Source organism: Pseudomonas sp. GM60, from assembly GCF_000282415.1.
Taxonomy (GTDB): Bacteria; Pseudomonadota; Gammaproteobacteria; order Pseudomonadales; family Pseudomonadaceae; genus Aquipseudomonas; species Aquipseudomonas migulae.
This window is the reverse complement of the sequence record NZ_AKJI01000024.1, coordinates 67955-83183: the sequence shown is the minus strand read 5'-3', so window position 1 is coordinate 83183 and position 15229 is coordinate 67955. Positions and strand designations below refer to the sequence as shown.

The window sequence follows — 15229 nt, the reverse complement described above, 5'->3', positions numbered from 1 at the left end:
GATGGTAAGTGGTTGAATTGAAAAGAAATTTGCCTCGATAAGAGGCAGCCTGGTGAGAAAGTGTCTATGAAAGCAGGTCTGTACCAACCAGATGAATTCAAGGATAACTGCGGTTTCGGCCTGATAGCCCATATGCAGGGCGAGCCCAGTCATACCCTTTTGCAAACGGCCATCGAGGCCCTGACCTGCATGACCCACCGCGGTGGGATCAACGCCGACGGCAAGACCGGTGACGGTTGCGGTCTGCTGATTCAAAAGCCGGACGTGTTCCTGCGAGCCATCGCCCAGGAAACCTTCGGCGTCGAACTGCCCAAGCAATATGCGGTGGGCATGGTCTTCTTCAACCAGGACCCGGTCAAAGCCGAAGCCGCTCGCGAGAACATGAACCGCGAGATCCTGGCCGAAGGCCTGACCCTGGTCGGCTGGCGCAAAGTGCCGATCGACACCAGCGTCCTCGGCCGCCTGGCCCTTGAGCGCCTGCCGCAGATCGAGCAGGTCTACATCGGCGGCGAAGGCCTGAGCGATCAGGACATGGCGATCAAGCTGTTCAGCGCCCGTCGTCGCTCGTCCGTGGCCAACGCCGCCGACGTCGATCACTACATCTGCAGCTTTTCGCACAAGACCATCATTTACAAAGGCCTGATGATGCCGGCGGATTTGACCGCCTTCTATCCAGACCTCAGCGATCAGCGCCTGCAAACCTCGATTTGCGTGTTCCACCAGCGCTTTTCCACCAACACCCTGCCGAAATGGCCGCTGGCCCAGCCATTCCGCTTCCTCGCCCACAACGGCGAGATCAACACCATCACCGGCAACCGCAACTGGGCCCAGGCCCGTCGCACCAAGTTCACCAACGATCTGATGGATCTGGAAGAACTCGGCCCGCTGGTGAACCGCGTCGGTTCCGACTCATCCAGCATGGACAACATGCTCGAGCTGATGGTCACCGGTGGCATCGACCTGTTCCGTGGCGTGCGGATGATCATTCCGCCAGCGTGGCAGAACGTCGAAACCATGGACCCGGATCTGCGTGCGTTCTACGAATACAACTCGATGCACATGGAACCGTGGGACGGCCCGGCCGGCGTAGTAATGACCGACGGTCGTTACGCGGTGTGCCTGCTCGACCGTAACGGTCTGCGTCCGGCGCGTTGGGTCACCACCAAGAACGGTTTCATCACCCTGGCGTCCGAAATCGGTGTCTGGAACTACCAGCCTGAAGACGTGATCGCCAAGGGCCGCGTTGGCCCGGGCCAGATCTTTGCCGTGGACACCGAAACCGGCCAGATCCTCGACACCGACGCGATCGACAACCGACTGAAGTCCCGTCATCCGTACAAGCAATGGCTGCGCAAGAATGCCCTGCGCATCCAGGCGACCATGGAAGACAACGACCACGGTTCGGCGTTCTACGATGTCGATCAACTCAAGCAGTACATGAAGATGTATCAGGTCACGTTCGAAGAGCGCGACCAGGTGCTGCGTCCGCTCGGCGAGCAAGGTTACGAAGCCGTTGGCTCCATGGGCGACGATACGCCGATGGCCGTGCTGTCCCAGCGCGTGCGCACGCCGTACGACTATTTCCGCCAGCAGTTCGCGCAGGTGACCAACCCGCCGATCGACCCGCTGCGTGAAGCCATCGTCATGTCGCTGGAGATCTGCCTCGGTGCCGAGCGCAACATCTTCCAGGAGTCGCCGGAACACGCCTCGCGCGTAATCCTCAGCTCGCCGGTCATTTCCCCGGCCAAGTGGCGCTCGCTGATGAACCTCGATCGTCCGGGCTTCGAGCGCGCGATCATCGACCTCAACTACGACGAAAGCGTCGGCCTCGAAGCGGCTGTGCGCAACGTCGCCGATCAGGCTGAAGAAGCCGTTCGTGCCGGTCGCACCCAGATCGTCCTGAGCGACCGTCACATTGCACCGGGCAAGTTGCCGATCCACGCTTCCCTGGCCACCGGCGCGGTACACCACCGCCTGACCGAAAAAGGCCTGCGTTGCGACTCCAACATCCTGGTGGAAACCGCCACCGCACGCGACCCGCACCACTTTGCGGTGTTGATCGGTTTCGGCGCCTCGGCGGTCTATCCGTTCCTGGCTTATGAAGTGCTGGGCGACCTGATCCGTACCGGTGAAGTCCTGGGCGACCTCTATGAGGTGTTCAAGAACTACCGCAAAGGCATCACTAAAGGCCTGCTGAAGATCCTGTCGAAGATGGGTATCTCGACCATCGCTTCTTACCGCGGTGCTCAATTGTTCGAAGCCATCGGCCTGTCCGAGGAAGTCTGCGACCTGAGTTTCCGTGGCGTGCCGAGCCGCATCAAGGGCGCACGTTTCGTCGACATCGAAGCCGAGCAGAAAGCCCTCGCCGCCGAAGCCTGGAGCCCGCGCAAGCCGATCCAGCAAGGCGGTCTGCTGAAGTTCGTCCACGGTGGCGAATATCACGCCTATAACCCGGACGTGGTCAACACCCTGCAAGCCGCTGTGCAGCAGGGCGACTACAGCAAGTTCAAGGAATACACGTCGCTGGTGGACAACCGTCCGGTGTCGATGATCCGCGACCTGTTCAACGTCAAGACGCTGGCCACGCCGCTGGACATCAGCGAGATCGAACCGCTGGAATCGGTGCTCAAGCGCTTCGACTCCGCCGGCATTTCGCTTGGCGCACTGTCGCCGGAAGCTCACGAAGCCCTGGCCGAAGCCATGAACCGCCTCGGTGCGCGTTCCAACTCCGGCGAAGGCGGCGAAGACCCGGCGCGCTACGGCACGATCAAGAGCTCGAAAATCAAGCAAGTCGCGACTGGCCGTTTCGGTGTGACCCCGGAATACCTGGTCAACGCTGAAGTGCTGCAGATCAAGGTCGCTCAGGGCGCCAAGCCCGGCGAAGGCGGTCAACTGCCAGGCGGCAAGGTCAACGGTTTGATCGCCAAGCTGCGTTACGCAGTGCCGGGCGTGACCCTGATTTCGCCGCCGCCGCACCACGACATCTATTCGATCGAAGACTTGTCGCAGCTGATTTTCGACCTGAAACAAGTCAACCCGAAGGCCCTGGTCTCGGTGAAACTGGTAGCAGAAGCGGGCGTCGGTACCATCGCGGCCGGTGTGGCCAAGGCCTACGCGGACTTGATCACCATTTCCGGTTACGACGGCGGCACCGGCGCATCGCCGCTGACCTCGATCAAATACGCGGGCGCTCCGTGGGAACTCGGCCTGGCCGAAACCCACCAGACCCTGCGTGGCAACGACCTGCGCGGCAAAGTCCGGGTCCAGACCGACGGCGGCCTGAAAACCGGCCTCGACGTGATCAAGGCAGCCATCCTCGGCGCTGAAAGCTTCGGTTTCGGCACCGCGCCAATGATCGCGCTGGGCTGCAAATACCTGCGTATCTGCCACCTGAACAACTGCGCCACCGGCGTCGCGACTCAGAACGAGAAGCTGCGCAAGGATCACTACATCGGTACCGTCGACATGGTGGTGAATTTCTTCACCTACGTCGCCGAAGAAACCCGTGAGTGGCTGGCCAAGCTGGGCGTGCGCTCCCTCGAAGAGCTGATCGGCCGCACCGATCTGCTGGAAGTCCTCGAAGGCCAGACCGCCAAGCAGAACCACCTGGACCTGACCCCGTTGCTGGGCAGCGATCACATCCCGGCAGACAAGCCTCAGTTCTGCCAGGTCGACCGCAACCCGCCGTTCGACAAAGGCCTGCTGGCCGAGAAAATGATCGACATGGCCACCTCGGCCATCAACGACATGAGCGGCGCCGAATTCGCGCTGGATATCTGCAACTGCGACCGTTCGATCGGCGCGCGGATCTCCGGTGAAATCGCGCGCAAGCACGGCAACCAAGGCATGGCGAACGCGCCGATCACCTTCCGCTTCAAAGGGACGGCCGGTCAGAGCTTCGGTGTGTGGAACGCCGGCGGTTTGAACATGTACCTGGAAGGCGACGCCAACGACTACGTCGGCAAAGGCATGACCGGTGGCAAACTGGTCATCGTTCCGCCGAAGGGCAGCGCCTACAAGACTCAGGACAGTGCCATCATCGGCAACACCTGCCTGTACGGCGCCACCGGCGGCAAGTTGTTCGCTGCCGGCACTGCGGGCGAGCGTTTCGCAGTGCGTAACTCCGGTGCTCACACCGTGGTGGAAGGCACTGGCGATCACTGCTGCGAGTACATGACCGGTGGTTTTGTCTGTGTCCTGGGCAAAACCGGTTACAACTTCGGCTCAGGCATGACCGGCGGTTTCGCCTACGTGCTCGACCAGGACAACACCTTCGTTGACCGGGTCAACCACGAACTGGTGGAAATCCAGCGGATCAGCGGCGAAGCGATGGAAGCCTACCGTAGCCACCTGCAACGCGTGCTGAACGAGTACGTCGAGGAAACTGACAGCGAGTGGGGTCGTGAACTCGCGGAAAACCTCGATGACTACCTGCGCCGTTTCTGGTTGGTCAAGCCCAAGGCTGCCAGCTTGAAAACGTTGCTTTCCAGCACCCGTGCCAACCCGCAGTGATATGCGCCTGAAGAGTTTGATGAGGTTTTAACAATGGCTGAACGTCTGAATAACGACTTCCAGTTCATCGACGTCGGGCGCAAAGATCCGAAGAAGAAACTGTTGCGTCAACGCAAGAAAGAGTTCGTGGAGATCTACGAACCCTTCAAACCCCAGCATTCGGCCGATCAGGCCCACCGCTGCCTGGGTTGCGGTAACCCGTATTGCGAATGGAAGTGCCCGGTGCACAACTTCATTCCGAACTGGCTGAAACTGGTGGCCGAGGGCAACATCCTCCAGGCCGCCGAGCTGTCGCACCAGACCAACACCTTGCCGGAAGTGTGCGGCCGGGTGTGCCCGCAGGATCGTCTGTGCGAGGGTGCCTGCACCCTCAACGACGGCTTCGGCGCGGTGACCATCGGTTCGGTCGAGAAGTACATCACCGACACCGCGTTCGCCATGGGCTGGCGCCCGGACATGTCCAAGGTCATACCGACCGGCAAGCGTGTCGCGATCATCGGCGCAGGCCCGGCCGGCCTCGGTTGTGCCGACGTGCTGGTACGCGGCGGCGTGACCCCGGTGGTGTTCGACAAGAACCCGGAAATCGGCGGTCTGCTGACCTTCGGCATCCCGGAGTTCAAGCTGGAAAAGACCGTGCTGAGCAATCGCCGCGAAGTCTTCACCGGCATGGGCATCGAGTTCCGCCTGAACACCGAAGTGGGCAAGGACGTGTCCGTCGAGCAACTGCTCGAAGAATACGATGCCGTGTTCATGGGCATGGGCACCTACACCTACATGAAGGGCGGCTTTGCCGGTGAAGACCTGCCGGGTGTGCATGACGCGCTCGACTTCCTGATCGCCAACGTCAATCGCAACCTGGGCTTTGAAAAGTCGCCGGAAGATTTCGTCGACATGAAAGGCAAGAAGGTCGTGGTACTGGGCGGCGGCGACACGGCGATGGACTGCAACCGTACGTCGATCCGCCAGGGCGCCAAGTCGGTGACCTGTGCGTATCGTCGTGACGAAGCGAACATGCCAGGCTCGCGCAAAGAGGTGAAGAACGCCAAGGAAGAAGGCGTGAAATTCCTCTACAACCGCCAGCCGATCGCCATCGTGGGTGAGGACAAGGTTGAAGGCGTGAAGGTGGTCGAGACCCGTCTCGGCGAGCCGGACGCCCGTGGCCGTCGCAGCCCCGAGCCGATCCCGGGCTCCGAAGAGATCATCCCGGCCGACGCCGTGGTCATCGCTTTCGGTTTCCGTCCAAGCCCGGCGCCGTGGTTCGAGCAGTTCAGCATCCAGACCGACAGCCAGGGCCGCGTAGTTGCGCCTGAACAAGGTCAGTTCAAGCACCAGACCAGCAACCCGAAAATCTTCGCCGGTGGCGATATGGTTCGCGGTTCCGACCTGGTGGTGACGGCGATCTTCGAAGGCCGCAATGCGGCGGAAGGGATCCTGGACTACCTGGGCGTCTAAATCTGCTTGATCGGCGTCGCTCCCTTCGCGGGCAAGCCTCGCTCCTACAGGTGCAATATGACCCTGTAGGAGCGAGGCTTGCCCGCGAAGAGGCCGGTAAATTCAACGCAGATTTAGTTGATGTAACCCGCGACAAATTGACCCGATAGACAAAAGGCTGACCTGCATCCGTGCCTTTTGCGTCGAGCTCTGAGAAAATGCCCGCACTTTTTTTCCGGATGCCGACATGACTGCCCTGAAGAACGACCGTTTCCTTCGCGCCCTGCTCAAGCAACCTGTAGACGTCACCCCTGTGTGGATGATGCGTCAGGCCGGTCGCTACTTGCCTGAATACCGCGCCAGCCGTGCCAAGGCCGGCGACTTCATGAGCCTGTGCATGAACCCGGCGTTCGCTTGCGAAGTCACCATGCAACCGCTCGACCGCTATCCGCAACTGGATGCGGCAATCCTGTTCTCCGACATCCTCACCATCCCGGACGCCATGGGCCAGGGCCTGTACTTCGAAACCGGTGAAGGCCCACGCTTCAAAAAAGTCGTCAGCACGATGGCCGACATCGAAGCCCTGCCGATTCCTGATCCGCACAAAGACCTCGGTTACGTGATGGACGCGGTCAGCACCATCCGCCGCGAACTGAACGGCCGTGTACCGCTGATCGGTTTCTCCGGCAGCCCATGGACCCTGGCCACCTATATGGTTGAAGGCGGTTCGTCGAAAGACTTCCGCAAGACCAAAGCCATGCTCTACGACAACCCGCAAGCCATGCACCTGTTGCTGGACAAGCTGGCGCAGTCGGTGACCTCGTACCTCAACGGCCAGATCATGGCCGGCGCACAAGCGGTGCAGATTTTCGACACGTGGGGCGGCAACCTGTCGGCGGCGGCGTACCAGGAATTCTCCTTGGCCTACATGCGCAAAATCGTCAGCGGCCTGATCCGCGAGCACGAAGGCCGCAAGGTTCCGGTCATCCTGTTCACCAAGAACGGCGGCCTGTGGCTGGAAAGCATCGCTGATGCCGGTGCTGATGCGCTGGGCCTGGACTGGACGTGCGATATCGGCAATGCCCGGGCTCGCGTTGGCGACAAAGTTGCCTTGCAAGGCAACATGGACCCGACCGTGCTCTACGCCAAACCGGAAGCCATTCGTACCGAAGTCGGACGGATCCTCGCCAGTTATGGCAAGGGTAGCGGCCACGTGTTCAACCTGGGTCATGGCATTACGCCGGAAGTCGATCCGGAACATGCGGGTGCGTTCCTGCGCGCGGTGCATGAGCTGTCGGCGCAGTATCACGAGTAGTCCTCGCAGGTCCCATCAAGCCTGTCCGGCCAACGCCGGGCAGGCTTTTTTTTGTCTGAAATACCGTGTGCCCGCCTAATCCGTTTCATCCTGTAAGAAAGTTTTCCCTCTTTGTCAGACAAGTGAAGAGAGAGAGTAATCCCCATGTAAGCGGTGACTTGTCCTACATAGAATTCGTGCCCATCTCAGTAAGGTTTCAGACCTTCGTCCGGTGCAGCCCACCGAACGAGATTACGAACAGCGGCGTCCTTATGGCGCCTTAATTTTCGATAAGTAGTCTGGAACACACTCATGAAAAAGACCTTCTACAAGGGAGGAGCGCTAACCGCATGCTCCTCTTCAATGATCCTGTTATCGGCAATGTTGGCGTCTCAAACTGTTTCGGCCCACGGCTATATGGAAGTGCCGCCATCGCGCGCGCTGCTGTGCCAGAAAGGGGTGAACACCAACTGTGGTGCCGCGCAATACGAGCCTCAAAGTGTTGGCGAAACGTTCAAAGGTTTTCCGGCTGGTACAGGCGGTGCGCCTTTGCAAGGGCCGATCGATGGCAAGATTCCGAGTGGCGGTCATCCATCGTTCTCCGCTATGGATGCTCAGTCCGCTACCCGTTGGCAATTAACGGAAATCAAAGACCGTAACATCGATTTTCAATGGCGCTACACCCAGGCTCATCCGGCCACCAAGCATGAGTACTTCATCACTCGCAACGGCTGGAACGTTAACGAATCCCTCAAGCGCGCCTCGTTTGAAAGCACCCCGTTCTGCGTCGTCGAGGGCAATCATCAGCTGCCGGTATCCGGCGCCAAACACAACTGCAACATTCCTGACGACAAATCCGGACAGCACGTCATCCTCGGGATCTGGACCGTCGGAGATACCGACGCGGCGTTTTACAACGCCGTCGATGTGAACATCCTCGGCGAACCGTCGTTGCCCGGTGGCTGGACCTCTGTTGGCGGCATCACGCCATCGACCCAATTGCTGATCGGTGACAAGGTCAAGGCCCGCGCATTCTCTGCCAACGGTGTCAGCCCGGATTACGACGTCGAGATCTCCATCGACACTGCCGAGGAAGGCTCGCCGAATAACTGGGCGTTCAAACTGGCAGAAAAAATCAACAGCACTCATTCGCTTATCCGCGCCGGTATTCGTAATGAGAACGGCAACATCGAACCGGTCCGGGGTAACAACACCCTCTACGCCCAGAAAGAAAGCGGCGTAACCCGTTACGAAGTTCAGCTGGACATGAAGGAAGACACCGCTGCGCGCATGTCGGTGGCCTCCCAGCAAGCCGAATACGTTCTGGACAAGGGCCTGGCCAACGTCCAGTTCAGCATGATCTCGAACCGTACGATGAACGTCGAAGCGACCTTGTTCGACGAGAACAACAAGCCGGTCGGTTCCGTCGCGACGCAGGTGGACAACGGTCCGACCTGGCTGACCATGGATGTCCGCAGCAATCCCGGCAAACACACCCTGACGCTGGTCGGCACCACGCTGGATGGCCGCACCACTCGCCAGGACACCCAGCCCACCCACATGACCGGTGAAGGCGCGGGCATCGAGCACGACTTCGTGTTCCCCGAAGGCATCAGCGGGTACACCGCCGGCACCAAAGTGCTGCAACCGAAGACCAATGAAATCTTCGAATGCAAGCCACTCCCCGAGGCCGGTTACTGCAAGCAGTACAGCCCGACGGCCAACGGCTTCGAGCCCGGTGTAGGGGCACACTGGCACATGGCGTGGGACAAAATCTAAGTCTCTCGTAACACTTCAGGCGATCCGGAACAGGATTGCCTGAAGGCTAATTTTCCTGTTGAAAGTCGAGTTGAAAAATGACGGTTTTGGGTTACTCCACCCAACGCGTATGGCTGCACTGGTTGTCGGCGGCGGTGATCATCTGGACGCTGGCGTCGGGGTTCTATGTGGCCTGCGTGGACGTGCCAGCCCGCGTCGGTGAGCGGGTTGCCTTTATCAATGTGTCGCTGACAACGGTGTTCATCCCGTTTTTTGTCTGGCGTCTGTTTATTTTTGTCGTTCACGCCCGGCAGACGAGCGTGAACACCTTGTCGGCTATGGAAAAACTCGCGCTGTTTGCCCACACGCTGATCTACCTGACGGTGACTGTCGTGCTGGTGACCGGTGTGTTGATGATGGACCGCCCGATCGATGTATTCGGGTGGTTCGATATTGCGCAGCCGCTGAGTGATCCAGCGCTTATCGCGCTGTTTGTCACGGTTCACGTTTGGTCGTGCCTGGTGCTTTCACTGCTGATCGCGATGCATGTCGGTGCGGTGATTTTCCATGAACTGTGCGGTCACCGCGTACTGCGGCGAATGTCCTTGTGCAGTCTTGTTCGCAGTGAGCGCGCCGAGTGAACGGGCGACTCTGCACCCTCTGCCTGCTGCTGGTGACCGTCGCGTACGGAGCCTTTCTGGTGTGGCAAGAGTGGGGATTTCGTCAAAGCCGTGTCGCAGCGATGCCCACCGTTGCAACGATAGCGACGCCACCGTCCCGTGCACCTCTGAATACCACAGCGGTGGCGACGGTGCTCGGTCTGACGGCTGGAGCCACGTTGTTGGCCAGCGCCGAGCCGCTGACCCTGCAGGCCAGTTTTGTCCTCGCCACAGGGTTGTCCAGAGCGCTGCTGGCAGACGCTCAAGGCTCGCGGATTTATCAGGTGGGCGATCCGTTGCCGGGCGGCAGCGTTCTGCGTCGCGTCGAGGCGGATCGGGCGGTGTTGTGGAACAAGGGGCGAGAAGAAGTGCTGATGCTGCAGACGTCTGACACGCAGCTCTTGCGTCGATTCGACCCGCAAGCCGAGGCTCCGGCCCCCGCGACTCCTGCGCATTTTCTACGCCCGCTCACCGGGCCGTCAGAGTGATCACCCTATGAACTGTTCCATCAGCGCGCAGGCGTTGCGCACCCTGCTTTTTCTCGCCGCGTTGGCGCTGTCACTCTTTCATGGCGCGGTACGGGCCGAGGAAGAAAAATGGCAACTGGCGATGAACAATGCCGAGCTGCGCGACATCGTCGAGGAAATCTCCACCATTCTCGGGACCACGGTGGTGCTTGATCCCAGAGTCTCCGGGCGCATCACCGTCATGTCCCGTCAGGCCCTCGACCGCGAAGGTGTTCGCCGATTGTTTTATTCGGTGCTGGATGCCCACAACTTCACGGTCATCGACGAGGGTGACCGGATCCTGATTACGCCGGTCACCGAAGCGAAAACCCGCGCCGGCCAAGGCATTGCAAAAAACGCTACGGCTTCTCAATTCATCACCCGGGTCGTCGAACTGAACACCAGCAGCGCTTCCGACATTGCCGGCCTGGTTCGGCCGCTGGTGTCGGCCAACGGCTATGTCGGTCCTTCGGTGTCAGCCAATGCGCTGGTGGTCACCGATACTGCGGCCAATGTGAACCGTATCGCGCAGGTGGTCCGGCAACTGGATTCCGGGCAGAACAATCAGCATGCCGTGGTGCAAATGCAACACGCTCAGGCCGCTGATGTGGCGACTGTCATGGAGTCCTCGCTGGGCAAGCGCAGCGCTGATACGGCGATCCAGGTATTGGCCGACGCCAGAACCAATCGGCTGATCCTCATTGGTTCACCGTCGGTTCGCCAGCGCCTGATCGACCTCGCACGCCGTCTCGATACCCCCGCGACCGCCACCCTCGACAACGCGCGGGTGATTCGCCTGCGTCACAGCGATGCCAGGCAATTGGCCGAGGTCCTCGAAACGATGGGGCAGGGCCGAAAGCCGGCAACGGCCGTCGGTGGCCCCCGGGATAACTCACCCGGCACGACGTTCATGATCAAGGCCGATGGAAGCCAGAATGCGCTGGTGCTGATTGCCGAACCGGCGCAAATCCGCACCATCGAGGACATCGTGCGTCAGTTGGACCAGCCTCGGGCTCAGGTGCTGATCCATGCCGCCATTGTCGAGATTTCCGGGGACATCGCCGAGGCCGTGGGTGTTCAGTGGAGCGTCAGCGGCAGCGATGCAAAAGGCTTCATCAACTTTCCCGGCACCGATATTCCGATCATCGGCGGGCTGAACTTTGACGAGAAAAAAACCGCACCGGAAGGGGCCATCCTGCAACTGGGCAATGACCGCTTCGGCGCGTTGGTTTCGGCGCTGGCCAGCAACACCCGCAGCAACCTGCTGTCCACGCCGAGCCTGCTGACTCTGGACAATCAGGAGGCAGAAATCATCGTCGGCCAAAACGTCCCGTTCAAGACCGGCTCCTACGCCACCAACAGCAACGGCGCGGAAAATCCGTTTACCACCGTCGAGCGCAAGGACGTGGGCATCAGCCTGAAAATCAAGCCGTACATCAACGAAGGTTCGACGTTGCGCCTGGAGGTCGCGCAGGAAGTGTCGGACATCGCGCCTTCGGTATCGGGTATCGATTCTTCGGACCTGATTACCAACAAACGTGCGCTCAAGAGCACGATCCTGGCGGACGATGGCGAAATCATCGTCATCGGTGGGCTGATCAGGGACAGCGTCCGCACCCAACAGAGCGGGGTGCCGTTGCTGCGCGATATTCCCTACCTCGGTGCGCTGTTTCGCTGGACCCGCGACACCCAGACCAAAAGCAACCTGATGGTGTTTTTGCGGCCGACCATCGTGCGCAGCAAGGAAGACCTGTCAGACGTCAGCCAGCAGCGTTACAACGCGCTGCGTGAATTGAGCAAGCCTGGCGCGCGAGGGAACAACTCCTTGCTGCTGCCGGCCGAGGCGCGTCAATTGTTCGACCCCGCACCCGACGCCCCCGTGTTCGATTTGCGTAAGCAAGCGGCGGAATCGCCATGAACGAACCGCGTGAATCCCTCCAGCAATTGCCCTTCGGTTTCGCCCGGCGTTTCGGCGTACTGCTGGAGCACGACGGGCCGGGCTCAAGCCTTGTGCTGCGCGCCAATACGCCACTCACGGCCCTGTCGGAAGCCCGTCGGGCAAACACTCGGGATCTGCCGATGCGGGTGCTTGAGCCAGATGAGTTCGCCGCACGTCTGGCCGTCGCTTATCGCGAAGGTCAGAGCGCGGCCGAGCAAGTTGCCCAAGGGCTGGACGAAGAGCTGGACCTGCTCAGCCTGGTCGATCAAGTCCCGCAAACCGCCGACCTGCTGGAGCAGCAGGGCGACGCGCCGATCATCCGGTTGATCAACGCACTGCTCAGCGAAGCGGTGCGCGAGCACGCGTCGGACGTGCACCTGGAAACTTTCGAGCAGTACCTGTCGGTACGCATGCGCGTCGACGGGCAATTGCGCGAAATGCTCAGGCCCCGACGTGAACTGGCCACCTTGCTGGTGTCGCGGATCAAGGTCATGGCACGCCTGGACATTGCTGAAAAACGGGTCCCGCAGGATGGTCGAATGGCCCTGCGGCTGGCCGGGCACGAAGTCGATGTGCGGGTCTCCACGCTGCCTTCGGCCCACGGCGAACGGGTGGTGCTGCGCCTGCTCGACAAGCAGGCCGGGCGCCTGGAATTGCCGCGACTCGGCATGCCTGCCGATACCCTCGCCGCGTTGCGCCAGTTGCTCGCAAAACCTCACGGCATTCTGCTGGTGACCGGGCCTACCGGTTCCGGCAAGACCACCAGTCTGTACGCCGCGCTGGGCAGCCTGAACGATCAGACACGCAACATTCTCACGGTCGAAGACCCTATCGAATATCACCTGCCGGGTGTGGGGCAGATGCCGGTCAATCCGAAAGTGGACATGACGTTTGCCCGCGGCTTGAGGGCGATTTTGCGACAGGATCCGGACGTGGTGATGGTCGGCGAAATCCGTGATCGCGAGACGGCGGAAATCGCCGTCCAGGCATCGCTGACCGGGCACCTGGTGCTCTCGACGTTGCACACCAACAGTGCCGTCGGTGCAGTGACGCGGCTGGTGGACATGGGCGTCGATGCCTACCTGCTGGCGTCGTCGCTGGTGGGCATTCTGGCCCAGCGTTTACTGCGCACGTTGTGTCCCCATTGCAAAGCGGCATACAGCGCCGATGGCGCCACGTGCGAACGCTTGGGGCTCGATTCCGCAGCGCCACCGCAACTGTTCAGGGCGGTTGGGTGCGACCAGTGCCAGCACGGTTATCGCGGGCGGATCGGAATCTACGAGCTGATCAGCGTGACGCCCGCCGTCTCGGTTCTGATTCATCAAGGTGCGAGTGAACAGGCGTTGATAGAAGAGACGCGCAAGGTCTCCCGCAGCCTGTTACAGGACGGTCGCCAGCGGGTGCTGGAGGGCGCGACCAGCCTCGACGAATTACTGCGCGTGACGCAGGAGGACTAGCGAGTGCCGACGTTCGATTACCGCGCTGACGACGCCCAGGGCCGACGCTGCAAAGGCCGACTGGAGGCCGACGGCCCGCGTCATGCCCGGCAACTGATGCGTGAACGCGGCTTGTGGCCGCGTGAGTTGAGCGAGGTCAGGGCAGGTGGCGACACGGGGACGCAACCTCGCAGCGGACGTCTGAGCGCGGCGGATCTGGCGCTGTTGACCTTGCAGCTGTCCACCCTCGTACAGGCGGGGCTGCCTCTGGAGGAAGCCCTTGAAGCGGTGACGAAGCAGAGTGCGAAGCGCAAGGTTGCCGGTCTGTTGTCGGCGGTCAGGAGTCGGGTGATGGAAGGTCATGCCCTGTCGACGGCGCTGGCTCAATTTCCCAAGGCGTTCCCCGAATTGTTCCGAGCCACCGTCGCGGCTGGCGAACGTTCCGGTCACTTGGGGCATGTGCTGGAACAACTGGCCGCTTACACCCAGGCCCGCCAGGCGTCGCGGCAGAAAATCCAGATGGCCCTGGTGTACCCGTTGATCCTGATGTTGGCCAGCGTCGCGATTGTTGGTTTTCTGCTCGGCTACGTGGTGCCCGACGTGGTGAAGATCTTCGTCGACAGTGGCCAGCCGTTGCCCTGGCTGACACAGGCGCTGATCGCCCTCAGCAATGGGCTGCGCAATCACTTTCTGCTGTTGATGGGCGTGCTGGCGACGCTGCTCGGCCTCTGGCGCTGGAGCCTGCGCCAGCCGGCCTGGCGCCTGCGCTGGCATCGTCTCGCGTTGAAACTGCCGGTCATGGGCGAAGTGCTGCGGGCGATGGAAGCCGCGCGGTTCGCCAGCACGCTGGCAATCCTCGGCAAAAGTGCAGTGCCATTGGTGGACGCACTGGAGATCGCGGCGGCCGTCATCGGCAACCTGACCATCCGCAGCCGCATGGCCGATGTCGCGCGCTCGGTCCGTGAAGGTGGAACGCTGACTCGCGGCCTGGAACTGAGCGGCGACATCCCGCCGATGATGCTGCACATGATCGCCAGCGGCGAACGTGCCGGTGAACTCGATCGCATGCTGGTGCGGGCCGCCGAGCAGCAGGAAAGCAGCCTGGCAGCGCGTATCGCACTGGTCGTGAGCCTTTTTGAACCGGCCATGCTGGTGCTGATGGTCGGCGTGGTGCTGCTGATCGTCATGGCCATCCTCCTACCGATTCTCAGCCTCAACCAATTGGTGAATTGACCCATGAATGCAGCACAGAGAAACAGCCCTCGCGCTCAACGCGGTTTTACCCTGATCGAAATCATGGTGGTGGTGGTCATCATCGGCGTGCTGGGGGCCATCGTGGTGCCGCAGTTCATGAGCCGTCCCGACCAGGCCAAAGTCACCGCCAGCAAAATTGATCTCCAGGCCATCGCCACGGCCCTCGAAATGTATCGCCTCGACAACTTCAACTACCCCTCGACACAGCAGGGGCTGGAAGCCTTGAGCAAACCACCTTCCGGCCTGCCGGCGGCGAGGAACTGGAACCCTCATGGGTATCTGAAAAGCCTGCCGGTCGATCCGTGGAACACGCCCTATCAGTACCTCAATCCCGGTGTGCATTCAGTGGACGGCGGCTATGACTTGTACTCCCTCGGTTCCGATGGCGTGAAGGGTGGCGAAGGGCATGCGGCCGATATCGGCAACTGGGGCGACTGAAT

Annotated in this window: 10 protein-coding genes; all 10 read left to right on the top strand. The window is 60.9% G+C overall.

What is annotated here, in order from left to right; translation table 11 throughout:
• Nucleotides 1-66 precede the first annotated feature (66 nt).
• The 10 genes from gltB to gspG all read left to right on the top strand — a co-directional run bounded on the left by gltB (nt 67) and on the right by gspG (nt 15227).
• Nucleotides 67-4512: a glutamate synthase large subunit gene (gene gltB, locus PMI32_RS25445; protein WP_008025189.1), complete on the top strand. Its 4446-nt coding sequence runs from the start codon at nt 67-69 to the stop codon at nt 4510-4512.
• 33 nt (nt 4513-4545) lie between these two features.
• A complete protein-coding gene (locus PMI32_RS25450; RefSeq protein ID WP_008025188.1) occupies nt 4546-5964 on the top strand; it encodes a glutamate synthase small subunit GltD family protein in 1419 nt (472 codons plus the stop codon).
• Nucleotides 5965-6190: 226 nt separating this feature from the next.
• Nucleotides 6191-7258 (top strand): uroporphyrinogen decarboxylase, encoded by a 1068-nt coding sequence (gene hemE, locus PMI32_RS25455; protein WP_008025187.1) that lies wholly within the window; start codon nt 6191-6193, stop codon nt 7256-7258.
• 291 nt (nt 7259-7549) lie between these two features.
• Nucleotides 7550-9016, top strand: coding sequence for an N-acetylglucosamine-binding protein GbpA (gene gbpA / locus PMI32_RS25460; protein ID WP_008025185.1), 1467 nt, complete (start codon nt 7550-7552; stop codon nt 9014-9016).
• A gap of 77 nt (nt 9017-9093) precedes the next feature.
• On the top strand, nt 9094-9636 hold the full coding sequence (locus tag PMI32_RS25465; RefSeq protein WP_008025183.1) for a cytochrome b: 543 nt from the start codon (nt 9094-9096) through the stop codon (nt 9634-9636).
• Nucleotides 9633-10142 carry a type II secretion system protein N gene (locus tag PMI32_RS25470; protein WP_008025181.1) on the top strand — a complete coding sequence of 170 codons (510 nt, stop codon included), beginning with the start codon at nt 9633-9635 and terminating at the stop codon, nt 10140-10142. Before PMI32_RS25465 ends, PMI32_RS25470 begins: the two co-directional genes overlap by 4 nt.
• Before the next feature lie 7 nt (nt 10143-10149).
• Nucleotides 10150-12078, top strand: coding sequence for a type II secretion system secretin GspD (gspD, locus tag PMI32_RS25475; RefSeq protein WP_008025179.1), 1929 nt, complete (start codon nt 10150-10152; stop codon nt 12076-12078).
• Nucleotides 12075-13556, top strand: a complete 1482-nt coding sequence (gspE, locus tag PMI32_RS25480; protein WP_008025177.1) for a type II secretion system ATPase GspE — start codon at nt 12075-12077, stop codon at nt 13554-13556. The genes gspD and gspE overlap by 4 nt, the downstream gene beginning before the upstream one ends.
• 3 nt (nt 13557-13559) lie before the next feature.
• Nucleotides 13560-14768, top strand: coding sequence for a type II secretion system inner membrane protein GspF (gene gspF, locus PMI32_RS25485; protein WP_008025175.1), 1209 nt, complete (start codon nt 13560-13562; stop codon nt 14766-14768).
• 3 nt (nt 14769-14771) lie between these two features.
• Nucleotides 14772-15227, top strand: a complete 456-nt coding sequence (gene gspG, locus PMI32_RS25490; protein ID WP_008025172.1) for a type II secretion system major pseudopilin GspG — start codon at nt 14772-14774, stop codon at nt 15225-15227.
• Nucleotides 15228-15229: the final 2 nt, after the last annotated feature.